Source organism: Streptomyces sp. NPDC003032 (assembly GCF_053591415.1).
In genome coordinates this window covers 412,357-438,586 of the sequence record NZ_JBSFTT010000003.1, presented here as the reverse complement: position 1 = coordinate 438,586, position 26,230 = coordinate 412,357, and the positions used below count along the sequence as shown (strand labels likewise).

Sequence of the window (26,230 nt, the reverse complement as noted above, 5' to 3'; positions counted from 1 at the left end):
GTCAGCTCACGGTCGGGCCCAGATGAGGCGGTGCCCGCCGGGACCGACATGCAGCCGTGCGCCGTGTCGTCCTCGTCGAGGCCGGGCGGTATCCCGAGCGGCATCAAACCGCCACGGCCTCCGCGAGCCCCGTCTTCGCCCCCGCCCCGCACAGCGGGACCACCGCGGTCCGCTCACCGAGCGCCCCGTCCCGTACGGCCGCCCAGCAGGCCACCCCCGTCGATTCCACGTACAGGCCACGCGCGGCCAGATCCAGTTGGGCCGCCGCGATCTGCTCCTCCGTGACCGTGAAGAAGGCGCCGCCGGAATCACGTACGGCCCGCAGGATCTGGCGCGCGCGGGGCGGGCGCGGGATCGCGATGCCCTCCGCCGCGGTGGCCGCCGACGTGGCCGCCGCCGGCGTCTCGCCGACCAGGTCGTCCGCGCCGGCCCGCCAGGCCTCGGCGAGCGGGGCGACCGCCGCGGACTGCACCGCGTACAGCGCGGGCGCCTTCGCGATGAGCCCCGCCGCGTGCAGTTCGCGTACCGCGAGCGCCGCGCCGAGCAGCAGCGTTCCGTTGCCGACGGGCACGACCAGGGCGTCCGGGAGCCGGCCGCCGAGGTCCTCCCAGAGTTCGTGGACGTAGGTCTTGGTGCCCTGGAGGAAGTAGGGGTTGTGGACGTGCGAGGCATAGAACGTGCCGGGCGCGTCGGCGGCGGCACGGGCCGCTCGCGCCGCCGACTCCCGGTCCCCGTCGACTACTTCGAGCCGCGCCCCGTGCGCGCCGATCTGCGCCAGCTTCTTCGGTGAGGTCCCGGCGGGGACGTACACGGTGCAGGGAAGCCCGGCTCGCGCGCAGTACGCGGCGACGGCCGTGCCCGCGTTGCCGCTGCTGTCGGCGATGACGCGGTCCGGGCCGAGGCGCTGCGCGAGGGCGGCGAGCATGACCGCGCCGCGGTCCTTGAAGGAGAGCGTCGGCATCAGGAAGTCGAGCTTGGCGCAGATTCCCCCCGTCAGCTCCACGAGGGGCGTCCGGCCCTCGCCGAGCGAGATCGCGGGAGCGGTCAGCGGCAGGCATTCCGCGTACCGCCACAGTGAGTTGACGCGTGCCGCGAGGGACTTGAGGGGCGCCGGCGTGGGGGAGAAGTCCAGGTCGAGAGGCCCGCGGCAGACGGGGCAGGCCCATTCGAGCGAGTCCGCGGCCACGCGGGTGCCGTCGGCGGGGCAGAAGCGGCCCGGCAGAGCGGTCGCGGCGGGCGTGGCAGCGGTGGCAGGGGCGGCAGGGGTGGCAGGCTTGGCGGTCATGCGCGCAGGTTAGTGCCGTGACCGGGACGGTTCGCGTAGGTGCGTGATCCACTACCTGGAGGTCGACACCGCGCACATGGAGTCCCTGGGCCGCGCCGGGGTCGTCGCCGCGCATATGGAGTCTGTGGGCCCCGCCGGGGCCATCACCGCGCACCCGGACTCCCTGGACCGCGTCCGGGGCGGTCGCCGCGCACACGGCCCCCCCGGGCCCCCGGGACCCCGCCCAAGCCGTCGCCGCGCGCGTCGGATGACCGTCGTCGGCCGGGCTCACAGCCGTCCGCGCCCAACCAGCCATGTACCGGCCTTTTTTGTTGGCCCCTCACGTAACGCGTGAGGCGACTGATGGCGATGGTTCGTGAAGGGCGCATGGCAGGCGTGTCACGTCCTGTCCTGACCCTTGTGGGATTCCTATGGATCCGCCAATCTTTCGTCCCGACGGAGGCGGGCCGATTGACATGCCCCTGCCGGGCGCGGCGTCCCGCCTCCGCGCGTGTGGGCACCACAAAGCACCAATCCCCCACCAACGCACCACCTATTGAGGAGGACCCCTCAGATGGCAGTGATGCGTCACAACCGCCGAAGACTGGCCGGGATCAGCGCGACAGCGGTCGCGGCCCTCGCCCTCGGCGTCGTCTCCGCCCTCCCGGCCACCGCCGACGCGCGGCAGGCGGAAGGCAGGATCGAGAACGCCGGCGCACCCGGCACGATCAAGAACAGCTACATCGTGAGCCTCGACAAGAACGGCCCGAAGGCCCGCTCCGCCGAGGGCAAGGCCCTCGCCAAGGAGTACGGCGCCAAGATCGAGCGGATCTACGACAAGGCCCTCAACGGCTACGCGGTCGAGCTCACGGAGGCCGAGGCGGAGAAGTTCGCCGCGGACCCGGCGGTCGACGCGGTCGTCCAGAACCGGACGTTCACTGCCTCCGCGACCCAGAACAACCCGCCCTCCTGGGGTCTGGACCGCATCGACCAGAAGACCCTGCCGCTGGACCAGAAGTACACCTACCCGGACTCCGCGGGCGAGGGCGTCACGGCGTACGTCATCGACACCGGCGTCCGCATCACCCACAGCGACTTCGGCGGCCGCGCCTCCTACGGCTATGACGCCATCGACAACGACAACACCGCGCAGGACGGCCACGGCCACGGCACGCACGTCGCCGGCACGGTCGCGGGAACCCTGCACGGCGTCGCCAAGAAGGCCAAGATCGTCGGCGTCCGCGTCCTGAACAACCAGGGCTCGGGCACCACCGCCCAGGTCGTCGCGGGCATCGACTGGGTGACCAAGAACGCGGTCAAGCCCGCCGTCGCCAACATGTCCCTCGGCGGCAACGCCGACACCGCGCTCGACACGGCCGTACGCAACTCCATCGCGTCCGGCATCACGTACGCGGTCGCGGCGGGCAACGAGTCCACCAACGCCTCGACCAAGTCGCCCGCGCGCGTGACCGAGGCCATCACCGTCGGTGCCACGACCAGCACCGACGCCAAGGCCAGCTACTCGAACTTCGGCAGCGTCCTGGACCTCTTCGCGCCGGGCTCCGCGATCACCTCGGCGTGGAACTCCAGCGACTCGGCGACCAACACCATCAACGGTACGTCGATGGCGTCCCCGCACGTGGCCGGCGCGGCCGCGATCTATGTGGGCCTGAACCCCTCGGCGACTCCGGCGCAGGTCTCCACCGCGCTGGTCGACGCCTCGTCGACCGGCGTCGTCACCAGCCCCGGCACCGGCTCGCCCAACCGCCTGCTGAACGTGACGGGCGGCACCACGAACCCGCCGGGCCCGAAGTTCACCAACGACACGGACTACGCGATCGCGGACAACGCCACAGCCGAGTCCGCGGTGACCGTGACCGGCGTCCCGGGCAACGCGCCCTCGGCCCTGAGCGTGCCGGTGACCATCCAGCACACGTACATCGGCGACCTCCAGGTCCAGCTGATCGCGCCCGACGGCACGGCCTACACCCTCAAGGGCTACGGCACCGGCGGCAGTTCGGACAACATCAACACCACGTACACCGTGAACGCCTCCTCGGAGACGGCCAACGGCACGTGGAAGCTGCGGGTCAGCGACAACGCGGCGCAGGACACCGGGAAGATCGACACGTGGAGCCTGCAGTTCTGACCTGCGACCCCTCGTGAACGCCTGACTCAGCACCCCTCGTCCTCGCGGTACGGCTCCGGGTCGGTGACCCGGCCGGTCTGCCGCCAGGACGAGGCGGTGCCGACTGCGGCTCCGGGGTTTTTGTCCGTTTCTGTGATAGTTCTTCGGTGTGACGTCCGTCGTGCCACCGCCCGTCGTGGCCCGGGTCCTGCTCCTCGCCGCCGGGCTCCTGAACACGGCGCTCGCCGTTCTGGTCGCCGCCCCGCTGCCGCGCGTTCCGCTCCTCGTGCTCGTCGCGGCCGCCATCACCTCCTGGGGGCTCGTGCTCGTGGCGCCGGGGCTGCTCGGCGTCGTCGCCGCCGCGTTCGCCGCCCACCGTCACCCCTGGTGCGCGGGGCTCACGCTGCTCACCTCCTTCGCGGCCCTCGTCTACGGAGTGATGCCGTACGCCGCCGCGTACGGCACGGCCGCGCGGCATGGCCAACGGATCTCCCTCGCAAGCTATTTCGACGGTGTCAACTACACCAAAGCACCCGACCTCGCCCGCACTGTCACGTACGCGCGCGTGGGCGGTGGTCATGAGGCGCACCCCGGGCGGTCGCAGCCTCGCCCTCACCCTCACTCTCAGCCTCGGGCGCGGTCGCAGCCGCAGACGTTGGAGCTGGATCTGTGGGCCCTGCCGAAGCGGGCCGGGGTGCGGCATCCCGCCGTCGTCTGGGTGCACGGCGGCGGCTGGAACAAAGGCCACCGCAGTCAGACCCCCGAGTGGAACAGGTGGTTCAACGCGCGCGGCTGGTCGGTCTTCGACATCGACTACCGCCTCGCGCCCCGGGCCACCCAGCTCGACCAGATCGGCGACGTGAAGTGCGCGATCGGCTGGGTCAGACGCCACGCGCGCGTGTACGGCGTCGACCCCGACCGGCTCCTCCTTGCGGGCAGTTCGGCCGGCGGCAACCTCGCGCTCTCCGCCGCCTACACCGACGGCGACAGCCGCGTCCCGGCGTCCTGCGCGGCGCGGGACACCTCCGTGTCCGGGGTCGTCTCGCTCTACGGGCCCACCGACATGCGCCGCCTGATCGCCGGCACCGCGCTGCGCGGCGACCCCATGATCCCGCGCCTGATGGGCGGCTCGGCGGCCACCGCACCGGCCCGCTACCGCCTGGGCTCGCCCGTCCGCCTGGTCCGGGACGACGTGCCCCCGACGCTGCTGCTGCACGGCGGCGCGGACCGCGCGGTGCCCGTGGCGCAGGCGCGCGAGCTGGCGCGGCGCCTGAAGGGGTCCGGGGCTCAGGTGGTGTACGTCGAACTGCCGTGGGCCGACCACTGCTTCGACGTGAACTGGGGCGGCTGGGGCAGCCAGATCGCCCGCACGGCGACCGGACGTTTCCTGAGCGCGCTTGATCGTTCGCCATATCCGGGTAAGAGCGCCGCGTAAAGACCTGCGAGGGCAGAAATCATCACTTCGAGTGATTCCTTGGCCTTGGGTTGCAGTCGGCAACCCGCGGTTGCCAGGCTGTAGCTGTCTGTCAACCTGATGGGAGTGGCCAGTGACTTTCGGTGAGCAGCCGGCGTATCTGCGCGTCGCGGGTGATCTCCGCAAGAAGATCGTCGACGGTTCGCTGCCGCCGCACACCCGGCTCCCCTCGCAGGCCAGGATCCGCGAGGAGTACGGCGTCTCGGACACCGTCGCCCTGGAGGCCCGCAAGGTTTTGATGGCCGAAGGCCTGGTGGAGGGCCGCTCCGGTTCCGGCACGTACGTACGCGAGCGCCCCGTCCCCCGCAAGATCGCCCGCACCGGGTACCGCGCGGCGAACGGCGGCTCGACCCCCTTCCGCCAGGAGCAGGCCGCCGACGGCGCGCGCGGCACCTGGGAGTCCCGCAGCGAGCAGGCCGAGGCGAGCGCCGGGATCGCCGAGCGGCTCGACATCCGCGTCGGCGACCGCGTGATGTGCACCAAGTACGTCTTCCGGGACGCGGGGGAGACCATGATGCTCTCCACTTCCTGGGAACCCCTCGCCGTCACGGGCCGCACGCCCGTGATGCTCCCCGAGGAAGGCCCGTTGGGTGGCTGCGGGGTGGTGGAGCGGATGGCCGCCATCGACGTGGTCGTGGACAACGTCGCGGAGGAGGTCGGCGCCCGCCCCGGCCTCGCGGAGGAGCTGACGGCGCTCGGCGGCGTCCCCGGCCATGTGGTCCTCGTCGTCCAGCGGACGTACTACGCCTCGGGCCGCCCGATCGAGACGGCCGACGTCGTCGTCCCCGCCGACCGGTACCGGGTCGCGTACCATCTGCCGGTGAAGTGATCGGTGCCGGTCAGGCCGGTCAGGCCGGTCAAGTCGGTCAGGTCGGTCAGGTCGGTCAGGCCGGTCAAGTCGGTCAAGTGGCGTCGGCGCGCGGGCAGTCCTCGCTTCCCCCGTGCCTCTCCGTGCGGCCGGCAGGGCGGGCGGTCCGCCGCCTCGTCGACGCGGTGGGCTCCAGCTCGGCCGCGCTGAGGGTCAGCATCTCCCGCTCCCGGCGGCGCCGTCGGCCGCGCGCCGCCCGCACGGCGCGCAGGCGGCGCTCAGCCGCCGACCAGGGTGGCCGATTGCCTACCCTCCGGCGCCTTCGGCACGTATCTCTTCGTGCGAACTCGTATCCGCTGAGTAAAGGTCGGGCGTAGGCTCGGGCATATGCGGATTGCGGTTTCCTTAGTGATCGAGGCGTGGCGCGCGCCGGGGGCGGCGAGCGGAGGGGCGCGATGAACGACGGGACGGTGGTGCTGCCCTGGCTCGTCATACGGCAGGACGACAACGGCAACCGCTATCGCGTGGGCAGGTTCGCGACGAAGGCAGAGGCCCAGAAGATCGCGGACAGCCTCGACGACCGCGGGCACAAGCAGTTGTACTGGATCGAGAAGCTGAACCAGAACGGCGGCGGGCGCTGACGCCCTGAGCGGCCTCAGGCCGTGCGGCGATCCGGCGCGGGGACCCGGGTGTGGTGGTCCAGCAGGCGGGTGAGCAGCCGCACGAGCTGGTCGCGTTCCGCCGGGCTCAGCGGTTCGAGCAGTTCGTCGTGGAGTTCGTCCAGGGCGGTGTCGAGGCGGCGCAGATGGCGGCGGCCTCTGGGGGAGATCGTGACAACGTTGCGGCGCCGGTCGTCGGGATCGGGTGCCCGTTCGACGAGGTCGCGCTCGGCCAGTTCATTGAGCACGCCGACCATGTCACTGCGGTAGATGCCGGTGCGCCCGCTCAGCGCGCTCTGGCTGCCCGGCCCGAAATCCTGCAGTGAGGCGAGTACGGCGTAGTGCCACTTGCGGGCGTCGGCCCGGGCCAGCCCTTCGGTGATCAGCCGGTCCGACCGGGTGGTCAGCTGTGACAGCAGTCGGCTCACCCGTCGGCGCAGCCTGTCGGGCGTCTTGAGTGCGCCGTAGCCAGGCGTGTCCGGCACGTCCTCCGTGTTCTCCGTGCTCTCCCTGTTCTCCCTGTTCTCCGTGTCCGCGGCTTCCGTTCCGGTCATGGCGCCCATCCTATTCCGTTGCGTTAGTGGGACTAACGTTGTACGGTCGCTCGCGCCGATGACGTTAGTGCGACGAACGAACGTTTGCCGGTGACTCCAAGGAAGGAAGCTCTTGCCCACCAAGACCCTGCAGATCCCCACCCCCGACGGCCGGGCCGACGCCTTCGCCGCCTTTCCCGGCCATGGCGAGCGGCACCCGGGCGTGCTGATGTACCCGGACGCCTTCGGCATCCGGCCCGCGCTGCGGGAGATGGCGAGCGAACTGGCCGGGCACGGCTACTACGTACTCGTACCCAACTTCTTCTACCGGCACGGCCCCGCACCGCTGATCGAACTTCCCGAGCACATCGGAGAAGAGGCCCGGACCGCGGCCATCGCCCAGCTGATGCCCTGGATCGAGGAGCACACCGTCGAACGCGCCCTGAGCGACGCCGACGCGTATCTCGGCTGCCTCACCGCCCAGCCCGAGGTCGCCGCCGGACCGGTCGCGGTGACCGGCTACTGCATAGGCGGCCTCCTGGCGACGCGCACCGCCGCGGCCCACCCCGGCCGGGTGGCCGCCCTCGCCGCGTTCCACGGCCCCGTGGGCGCCGACGGGCCCGAGAGTCTGCGCCGCCTCGCCGCCGAGGTCCACTTCGGCCACGCCGCGACGGACCTGACGCCCGAGGAGCTCGGCCGGCTCAACCAGGCCCTGGACGCCGCGGGTGTCACCTACACCTCCGAGATCTACCCCGACACCGTCCACGGCTTCACCATGTCCGACACCGACGCGTTCAGTCCCGCCGCGCTCCAGCGCCACTGGGACCGCCTGCTCCCTCTCCTGGACCGCACCCTGACCAGCAGCGGCTGAGGCACCTCCTACGCCGTTCGTGCCATAGGGCGCCCCCTTGCGCGGTAAAGGCGCCGGGATATCGGGTATGTGCCAATTAACCACCCGAAACCGGACAGGTTCAGCCCTCTGGTCTGGAAGTGATCGGCGTGATCGACACCGAAGGCGACTGCGCCGAGTGGGACTTTCCCGCGGACCCCGGCGCCGTCCGCACCGCCCGCTCCGTCGTGCGCGCGCAGCTCGGCGACTGGGGTCTCACGCCCCTCGGTGACGTCACCGCGTTGCTCGTCAGCGAGCTGGTCACCAACTCGCTGCGGCACGCCTCCGGCCCCATCGGCGTACGCCTCGTACGCCCTCTCGACCCTCTGGGGAGCCTGCTGGTGGAGGTGTCCGATCCGCTGCCCGACCCGCCCCTGGCCCGCATGGCCACCCTCGACGACGAGGGCGGACGCGGCCTCCAGTTGGTGGCCCGCTCCTCGCGGCGCTGGGGGACGCGGCCGGGCCGCACGGGCAGGACGGGGAAGACGGTGTGGTTCGAGCTGGCGCTGCCGGGTTAGAAGACTGGCAGTGTGCCAAGGGCGTCGCACAAGAGTGGCACGGGCCAAAAAGCGTCGAGTCCGTGCTGTGATCGTGAACGCCGTGTGGGGCCGGTCCGTAGTGCTGGATACTGCGGTCAGCCGTACGCGGCGACCGGTGCCGGACGCGGTGAGCTGGAGGGGACGGTTCGCGTGAGCGAGATACCAGCGAAGGCGACGGAGCCCGAGGGTCCGTCGCGCGACGCACAGGCCGACCGGCCGTCGGGCGATCGGGCGGCCGGTGGATCGACTGGTGGCGTGAGGGGCGACGGGCCAGGCGGTGGCGTGGCGGGGGCCGGGCTGAGCGGTGGCGCGACGGGCGGTGGGCGGACCGGTGCGTCGGATGACGGGCTCAGCGGTGGTGCGTCGGGTGACGGGCTGAGCAGTGGCACGACGGGTACCGGGCCGGCCGGTGGTGCGAGGGGCGACGGACGGGCCGGTGGCGCGTCGGGTGACGGGCCGACCGGTGGCACGACGGGTACCGGCCCGACCGGTGATGCCACGGGCGCCGGGCCGGGCGGTGGAGTGGCGGGACATGGGTCCGCAGGTGTGCCGGTTGCTGGGGGCGCCGTTGATGAGATCTGGCAGAGCAGTCCGCCCGGTTCCATTTATGACTACATCAAGGTCGCCTCGTTCTCGATCGGGCCCGACGGTCTCGTCGACCAGTGGAGCGTCCGGGCCGAGCGGCTGTTCGGCGTGGCCGCGCGGGACGCCGTCGGCAAGGACCCCATCGAGGCCTTCGTACCGCCCGAGCTGCGCGCCGGCGGCCACCGCAAGATGGCGGAGATCCTCGACGGACGGGAGTGGACGGGCGTCGTCCCCTTCCGTGTGCCCGATGAGGCCGGCGCGGGCGGAACCGGCCTGGAGGGCATCGCCGAGGTCTACGTCATGCCGACCGGCACGGAGGACGGCGAACGGGCCGCGGTCTGCATCGTCGTGGACATCCGCGCGCTCCGGCAGATCGAGACGGACCTCGCCGCCTCGCAGGCGATTTTCGGCCAATCTCCCTTCGGCTTCCTGCTGTTCGGCACGGATCTACGGGTCCAGCGCGCCAACCGCCGCTTCGTCGACGTCTTCGGCGGCGGCGACGAGGACCACCGCGGCCGCACCGTCCACGACTACCTGCCCCGCCACGAGGCCGACCGCATGGCCGCCGCCCTGAAGCGGGTCCTGGAGACCGGCGACTCGGTGACGGACATGCAGATCGTCGGCCCCGCTCCCGGCAGCACCGAACGCAGGCACTGGTCGATCAACCTCTACCGCGTGCACAGCGGCTCCGGCCGCCCCATCGGCGTCGCGGGCCTCGGCACCGACGTCACCCGGCGGCACGCCGCCGCCCGCGAGGCCGCCCACGCCCGCCGCAACCTCGCCCTCCTGAACGAGGCGGGCGCCCGCATAGGAAACTCCCTCGACCTGGAGACGACCGCCAGAGAGCTCCTGGACGTCACCGTCCCCGGCTTCTGCGACCTCGCCTCCGTCGACCTGTACCAAGGTCTGCTCGACGGCGACGAGGCGCCGCCCGGCCTCGCCGACGGCAGCGCGGAACTGCGCCGCGTGGCCTTCGCGAGCGCCGTCGCCGACGCCCCGTTCCCGGCGGGCACCGCCCCCGTCGACGTCGGCGCCGTGCACCGTTTCGCGTTCACCTCGCCCTGCGCCGACGCCCTGCGCGCCGCCCGGCCCCGGCTGACCACCGCCGAGCACGACGGGTCCGCGAGCCGCCTCACCGGTGGCCTCATCCAGTCGACGCTCGCCGTGCCGATGGTCGCCCACGACACGGTGGTCGGCCTCGCCCAGTTCTCCCGTACGAAGGGCAGCGAACCCTTCGGCGAGCGTGACCGGGCGCTCGCCGTCGAACTGGCCGCGCGCGCCGCCGTCTGCATCGACAACGCCCGCCTCTACCGCCGCGAGCATGAACGCGCGCTGATACTGCAACGGTCTCTGCTGCCGCCCGGCGACCCCGAGGCGTCCGGCCTCGACATCGCCTGCCGCTATCTGCCGGGCAACGCCGCCACGGAGGTCGGCGGCGACTGGTTCGACGTCATCGAACTGCCGGGCCACCGCACCGCCCTCGTCGTCGGCGACGTCATGGGCCGCGGCCTGCGCGCCGCCGTCGCCATGGGCGAGCTGCGCACCGCCGTACGCACCCTGGCGCTCCTCGACACGGAGCCCGCCGAGGTCCTCTCCGCCCTCGACGAGATCGCCCGCGGCCTCGGCAACCCCGCGGGACCGCAGCAGAGCACCCGTGCGGCCCGCAAGGCGGCGGACGCCGACCTCAGCGAGGTCTACCTCGCCACCTGCGTCTACGCCGTCTACGACGCCGTCACCCGGCGCTGCACCATCGCCAACGCCGGACACCTGCCGCCCGTCCTCGTCGAACCGGGCGAACCGGCGCTCATGCTCGATGTGCCCCCGGGCATGCCGCTCGGCGTCGGCGGCGAGCCCTTCGAGGACGTCGAGGTCGAACTCCCCGAGGGCGCCCTCCTCGCGCTCTACACCGACGGCCTCGTCGAATCCCGCGACCACCCTCTCGACGAGGGCCTGAACGCGCTCGTACGCGCCCTCAACGACGCCCCTCCCGCCCTGGAGGACGTCTGCGACCACATCCTGAACACCCTCGACACCCACCACGGCGAGGACGACATCGCGCTCCTCACGGCACGCGTCGAGGGCCTGCCCGCGGAGCACGTCGGCGACTGGACGCTGCCGCGCGACCTCAAGTCGGTGGGCCGCGCCCGCGAACGGGCCTGCGACCAACTGCGCTCCTGGGGCCTGGAGCGGCTCTGCGACACGGCGGAACTGCTGGTCAGCGAGTTGGTCACCAACGCCTTGCGCTACGGCGAGGGCGAGATCCGGCTCCGTCTGCTGCTCGACCGCACGCTGGTCTGCGAGGTCTGGGACGGCGGCTTCGTCCAGCCGCGCCGGCGCCGGGCGCGCGACACCGACGAGGGCGGGCGCGGGCTCCAGCTGGTCGGCCTGCTCAGCGCCGGGTGGGGCTCGCGCAGGACCCCGCAGGGCAAGACGGTGTGGTTCGAACTGCCGCTCCCCGACGGGGAGAGCGAGCCGATGGACGCGGCGGAGGCGCTGCTCAGCCTCTTCTGACGCCCGTCGGTCCACGGACCCCGGCAGACTCTCACCCGGCCGGGTCCAGCACGTCGATGTTCCGGGCCGCGTCCATCATCTGGTTCCGCGCCCGCGCCGTCCTGGCGCGCGCCACCGGCTGATCGCGCCGCGCCCGAAGGTCGGCGAGCTTCGCGTGGTGGGCAGGGCCTGGGCGAGCAGGTCGCGGGCGCGCCGGTCGGTGACCTCGCGCTCCCGGGCGCCCGCCAGCGCCGCGTCGAGCGCCGCGTCGGCCTCCTCCACGCGGCGCAGGGCCGCGATCGGGTCGTGGGGTCCGGCGGCCATCCGGCCCCGCACCTCGGCGATCACCGCCTCCGCACGCGCGACACGGCCCCGCAGGTCCGCTGTGGAGACCCCGTGCGCGGTGCCTTCGAGGAGGCCGCGCGCGTCGGCGAGGTCGGCCTCGGTGTCGGTGAGCGCGCCGGGCAGCCTCTCGGCGGCCTGCGCCAGCTCGGCGGCGAGGCGGTCGACCGCGTCCACGAACGTGCCCGCCTGGTGGACGGCGCACTCGGCCGCGCGCAGATGCACGGCGGCCCCGCCGCTCTCGCCCGCGTCGACGGACCGCCGGGTCCGGTCGAGGTGGGCGGTGGCGAAGGCGAGGCGGTCCTTGGCCTGCTCGACATGGCCGAGCACGGCGGCGGTGGCGGTCGGCGCGTACGTCCGACGGAGCCCGGCCAGGGTGCTGACGGCCGCGTCGGTACGCGCCTCGACCTGCCGGAACGCGGTCCAGGCATGCTCCAGGCCCTGCGCCGCGTTCTTCTCCAGGGCGCGCAGCTCGTCGAAGCCCGCGGTCTCCGCGTCCAGGCGCCGGTCGGCCCGCGTGCAGTGCGCGATGATCTCGTCCAGCACGCGGCGCCGGGTCGGTTCGTCCTCGGGGAAGGCGTCGTCCAGCTCCTGCCGGAGCCGGAACGCCGCGGTCAGTTCCGACTGCGCGTACGCGAGCGCCTCACCGAACGGCTTGGCCGCGTCCTCGCCGAACTGGGCGGTCGCGAGGCCGAGTTCCTCGGTGCCGGTGCGGATCGCGTCGTCGGTCTCGACGAGCAGCAGACGGGCCTGCTTGTCGAGCTCGGGCAGAGGGGTGAGGTCCCTGCCCGCGCGTGCGCCCGTACCCCCGCCCCAGCCGCCGCCCGGCGTCGTACGCGTCGTGAACCGCTTCTTCCGCCGCCTGTACGCGACCGCCGCGGCGACCACGACCACGCCCGCCGCCAGCACGGGCAGCACCAGATCACCGGTGACCGAGTCACCGTCGCCGCCGGGGTCGGCCGGGCCGGGGGTGAGGGAGGGGGTCGGCACGGGCCGGATCGCGGTGGTGGCCACCTCCTGGAACTGCGCGTCGCTGAGCCGCGAGTCGCTGTCCACGGAGCAGGCGAACTGCCGGCCGCCCCCGAGGGCGTCCGTCCTGTCGGTGATCCGGCCCGTGCGGGAGAGCGTGACGGGGTCCTCGGCGAAGGCGGGCGGCGCGGGAGACAGCAGCGGAGACCAGGCGAGCAACACGGCCACGGCGACCGCGGCTGCCGGCGAGGCTCTGGACGGGGTCGGCGTCACATTGTGGAGCGTATGACCCTATTCCGGGCGTCGCGACCGGGAGGGACCGAGCCCGGCGGCGTCGCGGCGTCACGGCGTACTGGTGAACGAGCGGCGGTAGGAGCGGGGCGGCACCCCGCGGCGGCGCACGAACTGTTCGCGCAGGACGGCCGCGCTTCCGTATCCGACGCGGTGGGCGATCTCCTCGACCGGCAGGTCCGTGGTCTCCAGGAGTTCCTCGGCGCCGCTCAGCCGCAGGTTCCGCAGCCAGGCGTGGGGAGTGGTGCCGGTCGCCGCGGTGAAGCGGCGGGCGAAGGAGCGTTTGCTCATCATGGCGCGCCGGGCCAGTTCCGCGACGGGAAGCGGCTCGTGGAGGTTCTCGCGGGCCCACGCGAGCACCTCCACGAGCCGCTCGTCGCGGCTGTCCTCGGGGGCGGGGGCGGCCAGGTACTGCGCCTGCCCGCCGTCGCGGTGGGAGGGCAGCACCACGTCCCGCGCGACCGCGTTGGCCATCGCCGCTCCGTGCTCCCGGCGCAGCAGATGCAGGCAGAGGTCGAAGCCCGCGGCGGCTCCCGCGCCTGTGACGACGCGTCCTTCGTCGATGTAGAGGGCGTCCGGTTCGACGGTGACGTCCGGGTGGCGGCGGGCGAGCAGTTCGGCGAACCGCCAGTGTGTCGTGGCCCGTCGGCCGTCGAGCAGTCCGGCGGCGGCGAGCGCGAAAGCGCCGACGCAGTGGGCCGCGACCAGTGCGCCGCGTTCGTGCGCGGCGGACAGCGCGTCGAGCACGGGGGCGGGGGGCGGCGTGCGGAAGTCCGCCCAGGGCAGGGCGATCACCAGATCGGCGGAGGCGAGCCGGTCCAGGCCGTGCCTGACGGTGAGCGGCACGCCGACGTCGGTGGCGACCGGCCCCGGCCGGTCGGCGCAGAGGACGAAGTCGAAACCTGGTGCTGCCTCGCCGTGCCGAGCGAAGACCTCGGTGACGATGCCGACGGCGAGCAGGCCGACGCCGGGCGGGGTGTAGGCGGCGACGGTCATGAAGGGAGGCGCATGCGACACCTGCGCAGTGTGGCACTGACGTATGGCACTGACGCGTGTTGGTGAGCGTGGCACTAATCCTGCGATCAGGGGCAGCTGTGCCACTCGTGGACGGTCCGCGCACCCGGAAAGATCAAAGCCATGACAGACGCACCGCTCGGCCGCAGCGCCGTATACACGATCCTGACCACCGGTTACGTCGGCTCCACCGGCCCCGGGGTCGCCGCCACCGTCTCCTACATGGCCGACGCCGGCCGGCATGTGATCTTCGACCCGGGCATGGTGGCGAGCCGTGACCACATCCTCGCGCCGCTCGCGGAGTTGGGGCTCGGCCCCGATGACATCACCGACGTGGTGCTCAGCCACCACCACCCGGACAACACCATGAACGTGGGCCTGTTCGGGCGGGCCCGGGTGCACGACCACAAGGTGGAGTACCTCGGCGATCAGTGGCGGAACCGCGACGCGGAGGGGTACGAACTCACCCCGTCGCTACGGCTGATCCGCACCCCGGGCCACAGCGTCGAGGACATCACGCTGCTGGCGGGCACGGACGCGGGCGTGGTGGCCTTCGCGGGCGACCTGTGGTGGCACGCGGACGGCCCGGTGGACGACCCGGTGGCCCCTGACCGTGAGGTACTGCGCGCCTCCCGGCTCCGGGTGATCGCCGCGGCTGACCTGATCGTGCCGGGTCACGGCGGCCCGTTCAGGCCCGACGGGACCACGCCACGCTAGCCGTTGCGCGGCGGCCGCGTACGGTGACCGGAACATCGGCCGTGACGTCGGCCGAACATGGGGGCACGCTGCTGGCCGCCACGGGCCCGGAGCGCGGCACGATGTGGCACGGCGTGAGGGCGGCGGCCGAGGGCCTGCTCCCGGTCGAGTCCGTGGGAAAGCCGGGCAAGGTCACCTTCGCTCCCTGGTACCTCCACTGGCTGAACCACGCGGGACGCCAGGCGTCCCAGGCCTCGTCCAGCGCGTAGACGTCGGCGGTGCGCCCGGAGCCGAGCAGCGGTCCCGGCACCAGCGGCCCCGGCGTCGAAGCCGGCCACGTCACCCCCGCCCCCACGCCAGCAACCCCGGCAGCTCCGCCGTCCTGTCGTTGTCGCTGGGGCGCAGGCCGGTCTTGGGGCGGTTCCTCCAGGTCATCGTGACGAGCGGGGTTTCGCCCTTGCCGACGGTCACCTTCGAGCCCGCGTAGCGCTCCCCGGGGGCCGTCTTCTCGCGCAGGGCGGCGGCGGTGGTCTCGGCCGCCTTCTTCGACGCGGTCCGCGCGCAGAGCGTCTCCGAGGAGGAGGTGCCGTCCTTGCCGAGCCGTCCGCCGATCGCGAAGAGCACGGCGTCCGCGTCCTGCCGCTTCGAGTAGAACGTCGCTTCGTACACGTCACCGAGGCAGTCGGCGACCGCCGCGTACGCCTTGTCGTCGCGCAGGGACGTGCCGGGCGCGGAGAGGCCGAGCCTGACGTCCGAACGGTTGGCGACACGGGCCGAGCCGGAGACCTCGTAGGTCCCCGCTTCGCCGCCCTTCTTGAAACGGGTGCCTCCCTCCGTGTCCGCCGCCTTGTAGCCCTGCTTCCTCATCGCACGCCCGACCGCTTCCGTGTCGAACTCGCCGGTCAGCAGCGAACTCTGGCCGACCAGCACGGAGGCCCGCACGTCCTTCTCGTCGAACCCCCAGTCCGCGCGGATGTTTCCGCCCGTGTAGTCGCGCTGGAGGACTTCGAGGATGCCGAAGCCCTCCAGGCCGCGGTAGAGCGACGGCTCCTTGGCAAGGAGCCGTCGCACGGTCCGCACGTCCCGGTACGTGACCGCCTGGTCGGCGGCCGAGGCCGGGACCGCGTCGAGCGCACGCTCCAGCCCGGTGCCTTCGCCGCCGTCACCGTCACCGCCGGGCAGGGAGCAACCGGCCGTGCCCACGCTCAACGCGCCGGTGAGCAGCACGGCCACGCAGGGGCGGACGGTGCGGGATATTCGCATGCGCGGCAGTGTGGCACAGGGGCCCCGGCGCGCGGCGCGCGGCGCGGGAGCGCGATCGTCCCCCCCCCGGCAGACCTCACCCCGCGAACCCCACCTCCGGGTACCGCTTCGAAGGCGCCGCCAGCAGTCCGTCGTCCTCCCCCTTCAGCCACCGGTCGAAGAACGAGACCACGTAGGCCCGCTGCGCCGTCACCGCCCGCGCCGGGACGACCGTGCCTATGTGCTCCTCGACGGTCGCGCGGTCCACGCCGGCCCGTGGCAGCAGCGCGGTCAGGTCGGTGTACGTCTGGTGCCGCGAGCCCCGCAGCGTGAGGTTGCGCTTCCAGCCGGTGCTGTGGGACCAGAACTCGCGCCAGGACGGCTCGGTCGTGCGGTCGCTGCCCTCGCGGCCCATGAGCAGGAACGGCCGGTCCAGGCCGTGCCGCGCCACCGGCATCAGGTTTGTGCCGTTCGGCTCGGGGTTGAACTCCAGCGTGCCGTCCAGGTCGATGCCCGCCTTGACCCTGCGGTCCTCGTACATCGTCTGCGCGGCGGCGATCCCGCCCGCGGAGTGGCCGAACATGCCCACCCGCCGCCGGTCGACCACCGCGGACAGGCCGTGCGGAAGCGAGCCGAGGCGGTCGAGGACGAACCTGGAGTCGGCGACCCGGACGTCCAGGGTCTTCTTGAGCAGGGCGGACATGGTGCCGTTCCGCTTCGCCTCGGCGAGCGCCTCGCGCAGCGGCCCGTCGTCCTTGACCGAGCCGTCGGGGAACTGCACTCCGGGGTTCTCATAGGTGTGGTCGACGGTCACCACGACATAGCCGCGGCTCGCCATCTCCTCGACCAGCGCCGTGCCCCATGTGCGCGGGTCGCCCGCCCCCGCCGCGTACACCAGCACGGGGCGCCGCCCACCGCGGGTGTCGGCCGGGGCTCCCTCCCGGGCGTGTGTCCGCAGGGCCGCGAAGTCGAGGGCGCCCTTCGGGATGCCGTGCGGCGAGGTGGCGTCCCAGCGGGCGGCGGCGCCGGGCGCCATATAGCGGGCCCGGGGGTGTCCCTCGCCGGAGCCGGAGCCGGAGGCAGAGGCGGGCGCGGCCGGGTACCAGACGCTGATCATCAGCTCCCGGTACGGCTGCGAGGGCACCCACGGGTCGTGCCGCGAGCGGTCCACTAGCCGGGCCGACACGGTCCCTGTCGCGTACGGCCCGGTGGGCGCGGGCAGGCGGGCGGCGGCGGCGGTGGCGGGCGCCCGCGGGGCCGCCGCCGCGGGCGCGGGCAGGGACAGCGTGGCCGTCGCGAGCCCCGCGGCGGCGAGCCCGATGAGCGAACGACGGGTCAGGGAAGCACGAGAAGTCATGCCTCCATGCTGATCGTCACCGCCCCCTCGCGACCATGGGGGAAATCACGGAAATCCCAGCTGGGGGATTACCCCCAGAACCCCCGGGGCTCTCTACTCCGCCCGCCGCCGGATCTTGTTCCCCAGCCACACCAACGGATCGTACTTCCGGTCTACGGCCCGCTCCTTCAAGGGAATCAGCGCGTTGTCCGTGATCTTGATCCCCTCGGGGCACACCTCCGTACAGCACTTGGTGATGTTGCAGTAGCCGAGCCCGTGCTCGTCCTGCGCGGTCCGCTTGCGGTCGAGGCCGGCCTCCGCCGCCGCGTCCAGCGGATGCATGTCCAGCTCGGCGACCCGCATCAAGAAGCGCGGCCCGGCGAAGGCCCCCTTGTTCTCCTCGTGGTCGCGCACCACATGGCACGTGTCCTGGCACAGGAAGCACTCGATGCACTTGCGGAACTCCTGCGGCCGGTCCACGTCGGCCTGCTGCATGCGGTACTCGCCGGGCCCCAGCTCCGCCGGGGGGACGAAGGACGGGACCTCGCGCGCCTTCGTGTAGTTGAAGCCGACGTCCGTCACCAGGTCCCGCACCACGGGAAAGGCCCGCAGCGGCGTCACCGTGATGACCTCGTCGCGCTCGAAGACCGACATGCGCGTCATGCACATCAGCCGTGGCCGGCCGTTGATCTCCGCCGAGCACGAACCGCACTTGCCCGCCTTGCAGTTCCACCGCACCGCGAGGTCCGGCGCCTGGGTGGCCTGGAGGCGGTGGACGATGTCGAGGACGACCTCGCCCTCGTTGACCTCGACCTTGAAGTCCTCCAGGTCACCGCCGTCCGGATCCCCGCGCCAGACCTTGAATCGCGCGTCGTACGAACTCACTCGTACAGCTCCTCTTCAGCCAGGTACTTGACCAACTCCTCCTTCTCGAAGAGGGCGAGCAGGTCCGGGCGGATGGGCTCGGTCGTCACACGGACGAGGTCGATCTGACCGCGTACGGGATCGGTGGCGGCCAGACCGCCGGTCGGGTCGACGAGCCGGCAGAGCAGATTGGCGCGCCGCCACTCGCGGTTCATCGCCGGATGGTCCTCGCGGGTGTGGCCGCCGCGGCTCTCCGTGCGCTCCAGGGCGGCCCGCGCGACGCACTCGCTGACCAGCAGCATGTTGCGCAGGTCGAGCGCGAGGTGCCAGCCGGGGTTGAACTGGCGGTGCCCCTCGACCCCGGCCCGCCGCGCCCGCACCCGCAGTTCGGCGAGCTTCTCCAGGGCCTGCTCCATCTCGGCCTCGCGGCGGATGATGCCGACCAGGTCGTTCATGGTCTGCTGGAGCTCCTGATGGAGGGTGTACGGATTCTCCGGCGTCGCCCCGTCCTCGGGGCCCTCCGCGCTGAACGGCCGCAGCGCCTCGGCCGCCGCGGTGTCCACCTGCACCTCGTCCACCACGGGCCTGCTGTCGGCGGCGAGCCCGGCCGCGTACCGCGCCGCGTGCAGCCCCGCGCGCCGCCCGAAGACGAGCAGGTCGGACAGGGAGTTGCCGCCGAGCCGGTTGGAGCCGTGCATGCCGCCCGCGACCTCGCCCGCGGCGTAGAGCCCCGGCACGCGGTGTGCGGCGGCGGTGTCGGAGTCGACCGCGATGCCGCCCATCACGTAGTGACAGGTGGGCCCGACCTCCATCGCCTCGGCGGTGATGTCGACGTCCGCCAGCTCCTTGAACTGGTGGTACATGGAAGGCAGCCGCCGCTTGATGACCTCGGCGGGCATGCGCGTCGACACGTCCAGGAAGACACCGCCGTGGGGTGAGCCGCGGCCCGCCTTCACCTCGGAGTTGATGGCCCGCGCGACCTCGTCACGGGGAAGCAGCTCGGGGGGACGGCGGTTGTGGTCCGGGTCGTCGTACCAGCGGTCGCCCTCCTCCTCCGACTGCGCGTACTTCTCCTTGAAGACGTCGGGCACGTAGTCGAACATGAACCGCTTGCCCTCGGAGTTCCTGAGGACCCCGCCGTCGCCGCGCACGGACTCGGTGACGAGGATGCCCTTGACCGACGGCGGCCAGACCATGCCCGTCGGGTGGAACTGCACGAACTCCATGTTCAGCAGGGGCGATCCGGCGAGCAGCGCGAGCGCGTGGCCGTCGCCCGTGTACTCCCACGAGTTCGACGTCACTTTGAAGGACTTGCCGATGCCGCCCGTCGCGAGGACCACGCTCGGCGCCTGAAGGACGAAGAAGCGGCCCGACTCGCGGTCGTAGCAGAACGTCCCGCTGACCCGGTCCCCGTCCTTCAGTACGCGCGTGACCGTGCACTCCTGGAAGACCTTCAGCCGCGCCTCGTAGTCCCCGAACTCGCGGAAGTCGTCCTGCTGGAGCGAGACGATCTTCTGCTGGAGCGTGCGGATCAGTTCGAGGCCGGTGCGGTCGCCGACGTGCGCGAGGCGCGGGTACTCGTGTCCGCCGAAGTTGCGCTGGGAGATCCGCCCGTCCGGCGTACGGTCGAACAGGGCGCCCCACGTCTCCAGCTCCCAGACCCGGTCCGGCGCTTCGCGGGCGTGCAGCTCGGCCATCCGCCACTGGTTGAGGAACTTGCCGCCACGCAGGGTGTCACGGAAGTGGACCTGCCAGTTGTCGCCGGAGTTCACATTGCCCATGGAGGCCGCGATGCCGCCCTCGGCCATCACCGTATGGGCCTTGCCGAACAGCGACTTGCAGATCACGGCCGTACGAGCGCCCTGCTCACGCGCCTCGATCGCGGCCCGCAGACCGGCGCCCCCGGCCCCCACCACGACGACGTCCCACTGCTGTCGCTCCACTTGAGACATCAGAACAACCTCGGATCGTCGAAGGCGCCGGACGCGATCAGATACACGTAGAAGTCGGCGAGCGCGACGCTCACCAACGACGCCCAGGCGAGGAGCATGTGGCGTGCGTTCAGTTTTCCGACCCACTGCCACATGCGGTAACGGAACGGATGCTTGGAGAAGTGCTTGAGCTTGCCCCCGACGATGTGCCGGCAGGAGTGGCAGGAGAGCGTGTACGCCCAGATCAGGACGATGTTCACGAGGAAGACGAGAGTGCCGAGGCCCATGTGGCCCCACTCGTAGTGCTCGTCGCGGAACGTCAGCACGGTGTCGTACGTGAGGATGCCCGCGACCGGCACGGCCGCGTAGAAGAAGTAGCGGTGGATGTTCTGGAGCACCAGCGGGAAGCGGGTCTCACCGGTGTACTTCTTGTGCGGCTCGGCGACCGCGCAGGCGGGCGGTGACGCCCAGAAGCCGCGGTAGTAGGCCTTGCGGTAGTAGTAGCAGGTCAGCCGGAAGCCGAGCGGGAAGATCAGGACGAGCAGCGCGGGGGACAGGCCCCACCAGCCGCCGAAGATCTCCCAGTTGGGGCCCGAGCGCATGGGCGCGCAGTTGTCGGCCAGGCACGGCGAGTAGAACGGCGAGACGTAGGGCGCCTGGTAGTAATCCGCGTTCGCGAAGGCCCGCCAGGTCGAGTAGACGACGAAGGCGAGCAGCCCGGCCGCGGTCGCCGCGGGCGCCAGCCACCAGCGGTCGGTGCGCAGGTGGGCAGCGGCGATCGAGGCGCGCGTGCCGTCGCGCACGCCGCCGCCGGGGGCTGTTCCGCTCTTCGGTTGAGGTTCCGTGCCGGTGGCCAACGAGGCTCCACTCCTTCGTCCTCGGGTACCTCGGGTCGGTCGTGCGGGAGGGGCTCGGCGGGGCGATGGGTCAGGGGGCGCGGCGGTCGCGGCCGCCCAGGCCCTCGTCGTCGATGTCCCCCGCGTTCGTCCACAGCGAGCTGTCGTACGGCGTGTCGGTAATGGTCACGAGGTCGGTCCTGCGCGGCTCCTCACGGGGAGCCGGTGGCGTGGACGTGGCGCGCAGGAGGGCGACGCTCTCGCGAAGCCGGTCGGTGTCGGTGCGCACCCGGCGTACGTCGACGGCCGCCACCTGGTCACCGGCCTGTTGCTCCAGCCTGCCGACGGTGCGGACCAAGTCGTCGACGCAGCGCTGTACGGCCGTCAATTCATCGTGCAGAGCCATGACTTGCCCTCACTTCGGGGGGTGCGGTGGCAACGCTCATGCGCCTGCGAGTGTCGCGCGCCACATCCCGGCTTGTGAAGAGATCTGCGTCGATTGCCGGATCGGGGGCGGTGAATGCGCCGGAACACGCGCCTATCGCGCCGATCTCGACCATCGCCGACCGGCCCGGCCCGTTGGGCCGCACGAGTGGCATCCGCGCGCCCCCACGCCGTGCCTCCGCCGCGCCGCCCGTCCGGTCACCTTCAGTGGGGCCATAGATGTGATCAGCTCCATATACCGCCAAACGTGATCAAACCCGGCCCGGTCCTGGTAGCGGGCGGCCGGGCGAGCCCCGGACCCCGGAGGTACCACCCATGTCCCACGACCGCGTCAGGGCCAGATCTGTCGTGTTCCTCGCGACGGGGGTGCTGGCCCTGCCCACCCTCGCCGGATGCAGCTCGAACGACGAGGCGGGCCGGCCGACCGCGGGCCAGGACATCGCCCCCGCGGCCCGGGACATGGTCGCCGACGGCGGGACCATGAACTGGGCGATCGACACGCTGCCCGAGACCCTCAACACCTTCCAGTCCGACGCCGACGCGGGCACCTCGCGGATCGCGGGCGCGGTCCTGCCGTCCCTGTTCCGCCTCGACGCGCAGGGCAGGACGGAGCGCAACGCCGACTTCCTGGAGTCGGCGAAGGTCGTCGAGCGCGAGCCCAGGCAGGTCGTCCTCTACAAGCTCAACCAGCAGGCGGTCTGGAGCGACGGCCGGGAGATCGGCGCCGACGACTTCGCCGCGCAGTGGCGGGCCCTGTCCGGCAAGGACACCGCGTACTGGACGGCCAGGAACGCCGGCTACGACCGCATCGAGAAGATCGAGCGCGGCGCGAACAACCTGGAGGTCCGGGTCACCTTCGGCAAGCCGTACGCGGACTGGCGCTCCCTCTTCTCACCGCTGTACCCCAAGCAGGTCATGGGCGTCCCCGACTCCTTCAACGACGGCGCCCGCCGCAAGCTGAAGGCGACCGCGGGACCCTTCGCGCTCTCGGACGTCGACCGCAAGGCGGGCGAGGTGACACTGGTGCGCAACCCGCGCTGGTGGGGGCGCCCGGTCAAGCTCGACAAGCTGGTGCTGCGCCAGGTGACGCGCGCCGAGCGGGCGGAGGCCCTCGCCAGGGGCAGGGTCGACCTGGCCGAGATCGACGCCGCGGAGGCCGGGCGGATCTCGCTCGCCGTCCGTGACAAGGGAGAGCAGGGCCCGCTGACCCACGGCCCCGGCACGCAGCTCACGCCCGCCAGGGCGCTGCGCTCCTGGGCGGTCGCCAACGGCTCCGACGAGGAGGCCGCGACGGCCGAGAACCGGGCCCGCCAGAAGACCCGCAAGGCGGTCAGGAAGTACGCGACCGAGCAGGCGGGCCTGACCGGCTACGCGGTCCGCAAGTCCCTGGAGCCCGCCTACACCCAGCTCGCCCTCAACGGTTCCGAAGGGCCGCTCGCCGACGACCGGGTGCGCCGCGCGGTGGCCCGCGCCCTGGACCGCGAGGAGCTAGCCGAGGCGGTACTGAAGCCGCTCGGCCTGCCCGCGAAGCCGGTCGGCAGCCATCTGGCCCTCGCCGGGCAGGAGGCGTACGCGGACAGCAGCGGGGCCCTCGGCGAGCAGGACACCGCGGAGGCGCGGGCGCTGCTCGCGGACGCCGGCTGGACGCCGGGCGGGGCCCTCAAGGAGAAACTGAAGGACAAGAAGACGAAGACGGCGGGCGGAGAGGGCGACGCGGAGTCGGACGAGACGGAGGAGTCCGGCTCCGGGTCCGGGTCGGCGACAGGCCAAGGCTCAGGCCAAGGCTCCGACGACGGCACCTACATCGTCGGCCAGGACGACGGCAAGCCCGCCGACAACAGCGCCTCAGTGCTCGCCCCCGCGCCCGCCGCCGCCTACCAGAAGGCGGCGCTGACCCGCCAGGCCGACGTCCTGCGGCTGCCGGGCGAGGCCGAGGCGGAGAAGAGCAGGGCGGACAAGAGCAGAAAGGATCCGGCGGACCACACCGGGCAGAGCACCGGGCAGAGCACCGCGCAGCACGGTGACCGGCAGTCCGCGGCCAGGTCGAGCTCCAGGGACCAGGCAAAGGGCGGCGCCCAGGGAGCGTACGCACCCAAGGGCACCGCCGCGCCCGCCGCCGGCGGACCGCTCGGCAAGGACGGCAAGCCCCTCACCCTGCGCTTCGTGCTGCCCTCCGGGGACGGCTCGGAGCCGCTGCGGGCGGTGGCCGACCGGATCTCGCGGATGCTGGAGAAGATCGGCGTGCGCACGGAGACGTCGAAGGTCGCCGACACCAGCTACTTCAAGGACCACATCGCGTCCGGCCAGTACGACCTCGCCCTCTACTCCTGGCCCGCCTCGGCCTTCCCGGCCACGGACGCCCGCCCGATCTTCGCCAAGCCGATCCCGGCCGCGGACGGCTCGCTGAACGTCGAGCAGAACTACACGCGCGTGGGCACCGACCACATCGACCAGCTCTTCGACCAGGCGCTCGGCGAACTCGACGAGGAGACGTCCCGCTCCCTGGTGAAGAAGGCGGACGCCCGCATCTGGGCGGAGGCGGGCTCCATCCCGCTCTACCAGCGCCCCCAGCTGATGGCGGCCCGCCCGAACCTGGCCAACGCGGGAGCCTTTGGATTCCAGGCCCCGCGCTACGAGGACATCGGCTTCCTCAGGCCGGGCGTGAAGCCGTCGGGCTCGCCCTCGGCGAAGTGACGTACACCATCTCTTCACGGGACCGACGCTCAGATTCCGCTCAACTCCCTTGCTCGTCGGCCACCCCGGCGGGCAAGGTCGTATCAACCCATTGACCTGCGGTTTCACCCCTGACATCCCTGTACGGAACGTCTGCTCGCGACTGCCCGCAAACCCCCCGCGGAGGCCGCCTCCGCGCGGGCCACGTAGACTGGGGTAAGGCCGTGGCGTGTTGTCTGCCCGGCAGGGCACGCGTACCGGACCGTACGCGCCGCCGTCCACGTCTTCCCGGGAGAAGCGCAGCTGTATGCCCACGCGCCATGACATTCGTAACGTCGCCATCGTCGCCCACGTCGACCACGGCAAGACCACGCTGGTCGACGCCATGCTCAAGCAGGCCGGTGCCTTCGCCGCGCACGCAGCGGAGTCGCTCGACGACCGCATGATGGACTCGAACGACCTGGAGCGTGAGAAGGGCATCACGATCCTGGCGAAGAACACCGCCGTCAAGTACCACCCGAAGGACGGCGGCGACCCCGTCACGATCAACATCATCGACACCCCCGGCCACGCCGACTTCGGTGGTGAGGTCGAGCGCGGCCTGTCGATGGTCGACGCGGTCGTGCTGCTCGTCGACGCCTCCGAGGGCCCGCTCCCGCAGACCCGCTTCGTGCTCCGCAAGGCGCTCTCCGCGAAGATGCCGGTCATCCTCTGCATCAACAAGACGGACCGCCCCGACTCCCGGATCGCCGAGGTCGTCGACGAGACGTACGACCTGTTCCTGGACCTGGACGCGGACGAGGAGCAGATCGAGTTCCCGATCGTCTACGCGACCGCGCGTGACGGCGTCGCCTCGCTGACCAAGCCGGAGGACGGCACGGTCCCGCAGGACAGCGACAGCCTGGAGCCGTTCTTCACGACGATCCTGGAGCACGTCCCCGCTCCGGAGTACGACGAGTCGGCCCCCCTCCAGGCCCACGTCACCAACCTGGACGCCGACAACTTCCTCGGCCGTATCGCGCTCTGCCGCGTCGAGCAGGGCGAGCTGCGCAAGGGCCAGACCGTCACGTGGATCAAGCGTGACGGCACCCAGCAGAACGTCCGCATCACCGAGCTGATGATGACCGAGGCGCTCACCCGCAAGCCCGCCGAGAAGGCGGGCCCCGGTGACATCTGCGCCATCGCCGGTATCGCGGACATCATGATCGGCGAGACCCTGGCCGACCCCGAGAACCCGATCGCGCTGCCGCTGATCACGGTCGACGAGCCGGCGATCTCCATGACCATCGGTACGAACACCTCGCCGCTGGTCGGCAAGGGCGGCAAGGGCCACAAGGTCACCGCCCGCCAGGTGAAGGACCGCCTGGACAAGGAGCTGATCGGTAACGTCTCGCTCCGCGTCCTCGACACCGAGCGCCCCGACGCCTGGGAGGTGCAGGGCCGCGGTGAGCTGGCGCTCGCCATCCTCGTCGAGACCATGCGCCGGGAAGGCTTCGAGCTGACCGTCGGCAAGCCCGAGGTGGTCACCAAGGAGGTCAACGGCAAGGTCCACGAGCCGATCGAGCGCATGACGATCGACTCGCCCGAGGAGCACCTCGGCGCCATCACGCAGCTGATGGCGACCCGCAAGGGCCGCATGGAGACCATGACGAACCACGGTTCGGGCTGGATCCGCATGGAGTGGATCGTGCCGTCCCGCGGCCTCATCGGCTTCCGTACGGAGTTCCTGACGCAGACCCGCGGCACGGGCATCGCGCACTCCATCTTCGAGGGCCACGAGCCGTGGTTCGGCGAGCTGAAGACGCGTAACAACGGCTCGCTGGTCGCCGACCGCTCGGGCACGGTCACGCCGTTCGCGATGATCAACCTCCAGGAGCGCGGTGTCATCTTCACCGAGGCCGGCACCGAGGTGTACGAGGGCATGATCATCGGTGAGAACTCGCGCGCCGACGACATGGACGTGAACATCACCAAGGAGAAGAAGCTCACCAACATGCGCGCCGCGTCGGCGGACTCCACGGAGAACGTGGTGCCGCCGCGCAAGCTGTCGCTGGAGCAGTCCCTGGAGTTCTGCCGCGACGACGAGTGCATCGAGGTGACCCCGGAGACCGTGCGCATCCGCAAGGTCGTCCTGGACCAGAAGCAGCGCGGCCGCACCGCGTCGCGCGCGAAGCACAGCTGACGCCCCCTCACCGCCGGAGGGTAAACCTCCGGTGGTGCGTC

21 protein-coding genes are annotated in these 26,230 nt (G+C 71.9%); 11 read left to right on the top strand and 10 right to left on the bottom strand.

Features of this window, described 5'->3' with window-relative positions; genetic code table 11:
• Positions 1 to 103 precede the first annotated feature (103 nt).
• Positions 104 to 1,285 (bottom strand): threonine synthase, encoded by a 1,182-nt coding sequence (locus tag ACWDZ7_RS06560; RefSeq protein ID WP_451795307.1) that lies wholly within the window; start codon positions 1,283 to 1,285, stop codon positions 104 to 106.
• A 553-nt stretch (positions 1,286 to 1,838) separates the two neighbouring features.
• Between ACWDZ7_RS06560 and ACWDZ7_RS06555 the strand changes: the two genes are divergently transcribed.
• The 4 genes from ACWDZ7_RS06555 to ACWDZ7_RS06540 all read left to right on the top strand — a co-directional run bounded on the left by ACWDZ7_RS06555 (position 1,839) and on the right by ACWDZ7_RS06540 (position 6,315).
• Positions 1,839 to 3,413 (top strand): S8 family peptidase, encoded by a 1,575-nt coding sequence (locus ACWDZ7_RS06555; protein WP_451795306.1) that lies wholly within the window; start codon positions 1,839 to 1,841, stop codon positions 3,411 to 3,413.
• A gap of 148 nt (positions 3,414 to 3,561) precedes the next feature.
• On the top strand, positions 3,562 to 4,827 hold the full coding sequence (locus ACWDZ7_RS06550; RefSeq protein ID WP_451795305.1) for an alpha/beta hydrolase fold domain-containing protein: 1,266 nt from the start codon (positions 3,562 to 3,564) through the stop codon (positions 4,825 to 4,827).
• A 112-nt stretch (positions 4,828 to 4,939) separates the two neighbouring features.
• Positions 4,940 to 5,695, top strand: coding sequence for a GntR family transcriptional regulator (locus ACWDZ7_RS06545; protein ID WP_451795303.1), 756 nt, complete (start codon positions 4,940 to 4,942; stop codon positions 5,693 to 5,695).
• Positions 5,696 to 6,129: 434 nt separating this feature from the next.
• Entirely contained in the window at positions 6,130 to 6,315 is a 186-nt protein-coding gene (locus ACWDZ7_RS06540) for an SPOR domain-containing protein (RefSeq protein ID WP_451512573.1), read from the top strand.
• A 14-nt stretch (positions 6,316 to 6,329) separates the two neighbouring features.
• Here ACWDZ7_RS06540 and ACWDZ7_RS06535 read toward each other — a convergent pair whose 3' ends face one another.
• Positions 6,330 to 6,896 carry a MarR family winged helix-turn-helix transcriptional regulator gene (locus tag ACWDZ7_RS06535; protein WP_451795301.1) on the bottom strand — a complete coding sequence of 189 codons (567 nt, stop codon included), beginning with the start codon at positions 6,894 to 6,896 and terminating at the stop codon, positions 6,330 to 6,332.
• Positions 6,897 to 6,999: 103 nt separating this feature from the next.
• Here ACWDZ7_RS06535 and ACWDZ7_RS06530 point away from each other — a divergent pair, with 103 nt between their 5' ends.
• The 3 genes from ACWDZ7_RS06530 (at position 7,000) to ACWDZ7_RS06520 (ending at position 11,390) form a co-directional block, all read left to right on the top strand.
• Positions 7,000 to 7,737: a dienelactone hydrolase family protein gene (locus ACWDZ7_RS06530; protein WP_451795299.1), complete on the top strand. Its 738-nt coding sequence runs from the start codon at positions 7,000 to 7,002 to the stop codon at positions 7,735 to 7,737.
• A 119-nt stretch (positions 7,738 to 7,856) separates the two neighbouring features.
• On the top strand, positions 7,857 to 8,273 hold the full coding sequence (locus ACWDZ7_RS06525; RefSeq protein WP_451795298.1) for an ATP-binding protein: 417 nt from the start codon (positions 7,857 to 7,859) through the stop codon (positions 8,271 to 8,273).
• A gap of 171 nt (positions 8,274 to 8,444) precedes the next feature.
• Entirely contained in the window at positions 8,445 to 11,390 is a 2,946-nt protein-coding gene (locus tag ACWDZ7_RS06520) for a SpoIIE family protein phosphatase (RefSeq protein WP_451795297.1), read from the top strand.
• Between the two features lie 75 nt (positions 11,391 to 11,465).
• On the opposite strand, the gene ACWDZ7_RS06515 is transcribed toward ACWDZ7_RS06520, so the two are convergent.
• Positions 11,466 to 12,953 carry a hypothetical protein gene (locus ACWDZ7_RS06515; protein WP_451795296.1) on the bottom strand — a complete coding sequence of 496 codons (1,488 nt, stop codon included), beginning with the start codon at positions 12,951 to 12,953 and terminating at the stop codon, positions 11,466 to 11,468.
• Positions 12,954 to 13,022: 69 nt separating this feature from the next.
• The gene (locus ACWDZ7_RS06510) at positions 13,023 to 13,967 is read right to left on the bottom strand and encodes a GlxA family transcriptional regulator (RefSeq protein ID WP_451795391.1); all 945 of its coding nucleotides are present in this window, start codon (positions 13,965 to 13,967) and stop codon (positions 13,023 to 13,025) included.
• Between the two features lie 141 nt (positions 13,968 to 14,108).
• Between ACWDZ7_RS06510 and ACWDZ7_RS06505 the strand changes: the two genes are divergently transcribed.
• Both ACWDZ7_RS06505 and ACWDZ7_RS06500 read left to right on the top strand, forming a co-directional pair.
• Entirely contained in the window at positions 14,109 to 14,702 is a 594-nt protein-coding gene (locus ACWDZ7_RS06505; protein WP_451795295.1) for an MBL fold metallo-hydrolase, read from the top strand.
• A gap of 41 nt (positions 14,703 to 14,743) precedes the next feature.
• Complete coding sequence (locus ACWDZ7_RS06500; RefSeq protein WP_451795294.1) at positions 14,744 to 14,950, top strand: hypothetical protein; 207 nt, start codon at positions 14,744 to 14,746, stop codon at positions 14,948 to 14,950.
• A gap of 70 nt (positions 14,951 to 15,020) precedes the next feature.
• Here the strand turns inward: ACWDZ7_RS06500 and ACWDZ7_RS06495 are convergent, their stop codons facing one another.
• The 6 genes from ACWDZ7_RS06495 to ACWDZ7_RS06470 form a co-directional block, all read right to left on the bottom strand.
• Entirely contained in the window at positions 15,021 to 15,944 is a 924-nt protein-coding gene (locus ACWDZ7_RS06495; RefSeq protein WP_451795292.1) for a hypothetical protein, read from the bottom strand.
• A gap of 76 nt (positions 15,945 to 16,020) precedes the next feature.
• A complete protein-coding gene (locus ACWDZ7_RS06490; RefSeq protein WP_451795290.1) occupies positions 16,021 to 17,280 on the bottom strand; it encodes an alpha/beta hydrolase family protein in 1,260 nt (419 codons plus the stop codon).
• Between the two features lie 93 nt (positions 17,281 to 17,373).
• Complete coding sequence (locus ACWDZ7_RS06485) at positions 17,374 to 18,144, bottom strand: succinate dehydrogenase/fumarate reductase iron-sulfur subunit (protein ID WP_451795289.1); 771 nt, start codon at positions 18,142 to 18,144, stop codon at positions 17,374 to 17,376.
• Positions 18,141 to 20,075: a fumarate reductase/succinate dehydrogenase flavoprotein subunit gene (locus ACWDZ7_RS06480; protein WP_451795287.1), complete on the bottom strand. Its 1,935-nt coding sequence runs from the start codon at positions 20,073 to 20,075 to the stop codon at positions 18,141 to 18,143. The genes ACWDZ7_RS06485 and ACWDZ7_RS06480 overlap by 4 nt, the downstream gene beginning before the upstream one ends.
• A complete protein-coding gene (locus tag ACWDZ7_RS06475) occupies positions 20,075 to 20,911 on the bottom strand; it encodes a hypothetical protein (protein ID WP_451795286.1) in 837 nt (278 codons plus the stop codon). Before ACWDZ7_RS06475 ends, ACWDZ7_RS06480 begins: the two co-directional genes overlap by 1 nt.
• A 70-nt stretch (positions 20,912 to 20,981) precedes the next feature.
• Entirely contained in the window at positions 20,982 to 21,296 is a 315-nt protein-coding gene (locus ACWDZ7_RS06470) for a hypothetical protein (RefSeq protein WP_451795285.1), read from the bottom strand.
• 353 nt (positions 21,297 to 21,649) lie between these two features.
• Here ACWDZ7_RS06470 and ACWDZ7_RS06465 point away from each other — a divergent pair, with 353 nt between their 5' ends.
• Together ACWDZ7_RS06465 and typA are read left to right on the top strand one after the other, a co-directional pair.
• A complete protein-coding gene (locus ACWDZ7_RS06465) occupies positions 21,650 to 24,028 on the top strand; it encodes an ABC transporter family substrate-binding protein (RefSeq protein ID WP_451795284.1) in 2,379 nt (792 codons plus the stop codon).
• 286 nt (positions 24,029 to 24,314) lie between these two features.
• Positions 24,315 to 26,189, top strand: a complete 1,875-nt coding sequence (gene typA, locus ACWDZ7_RS06460; protein ID WP_451795283.1) for a translational GTPase TypA — start codon at positions 24,315 to 24,317, stop codon at positions 26,187 to 26,189.
• The last annotated feature ends 41 nt before the right edge of the window (positions 26,190 to 26,230 follow it).

Excerpts from the sequence above, each read along its gene's own strand:
- ACWDZ7_RS06560 (WP_451795307.1), bottom strand. The coding sequence starts at position 1,285 with ATGACCGCCAAGCCTGCCACCCCTGCCGCCCCTGCCACCGCTGCCACG.
- ACWDZ7_RS06555 (WP_451795306.1), top strand. The coding sequence starts at position 1,839 with ATGGCAGTGATGCGTCACAACCGCCGAAGACTGGCCGGGATCAGCGCG.
- ACWDZ7_RS06540 (WP_451512573.1), top strand. The coding sequence starts at position 6,130 with ATGAACGACGGGACGGTGGTGCTGCCCTGGCTCGTCATACGGCAGGAC.
- ACWDZ7_RS06535 (WP_451795301.1), bottom strand. The coding sequence starts at position 6,896 with ATGGGCGCCATGACCGGAACGGAAGCCGCGGACACGGAGAACAGGGAG.
- ACWDZ7_RS06510 (WP_451795391.1), bottom strand. The coding sequence starts at position 13,967 with ATGACCGTCGCCGCCTACACCCCGCCCGGCGTCGGCCTGCTCGCCGTC.
- ACWDZ7_RS06505 (WP_451795295.1), top strand. The coding sequence starts at position 14,109 with ATGACAGACGCACCGCTCGGCCGCAGCGCCGTATACACGATCCTGACC.
- ACWDZ7_RS06495 (WP_451795292.1), bottom strand. The coding sequence starts at position 15,944 with ATGCGAATATCCCGCACCGTCCGCCCCTGCGTGGCCGTGCTGCTCACC.
- ACWDZ7_RS06490 (WP_451795290.1), bottom strand. The coding sequence starts at position 17,280 with ATGACTTCTCGTGCTTCCCTGACCCGTCGTTCGCTCATCGGGCTCGCC.
- ACWDZ7_RS06480 (WP_451795287.1), bottom strand. The coding sequence starts at position 20,075 with ATGTCTCAAGTGGAGCGACAGCAGTGGGACGTCGTCGTGGTGGGGGCC.
- ACWDZ7_RS06470 (WP_451795285.1), bottom strand. The coding sequence starts at position 21,296 with ATGGCTCTGCACGATGAATTGACGGCCGTACAGCGCTGCGTCGACGAC.
- ACWDZ7_RS06465 (WP_451795284.1), top strand. The coding sequence starts at position 21,650 with ATGTCCCACGACCGCGTCAGGGCCAGATCTGTCGTGTTCCTCGCGACG.
- typA (WP_451795283.1), top strand. The coding sequence starts at position 24,315 with ATGCCCACGCGCCATGACATTCGTAACGTCGCCATCGTCGCCCACGTC.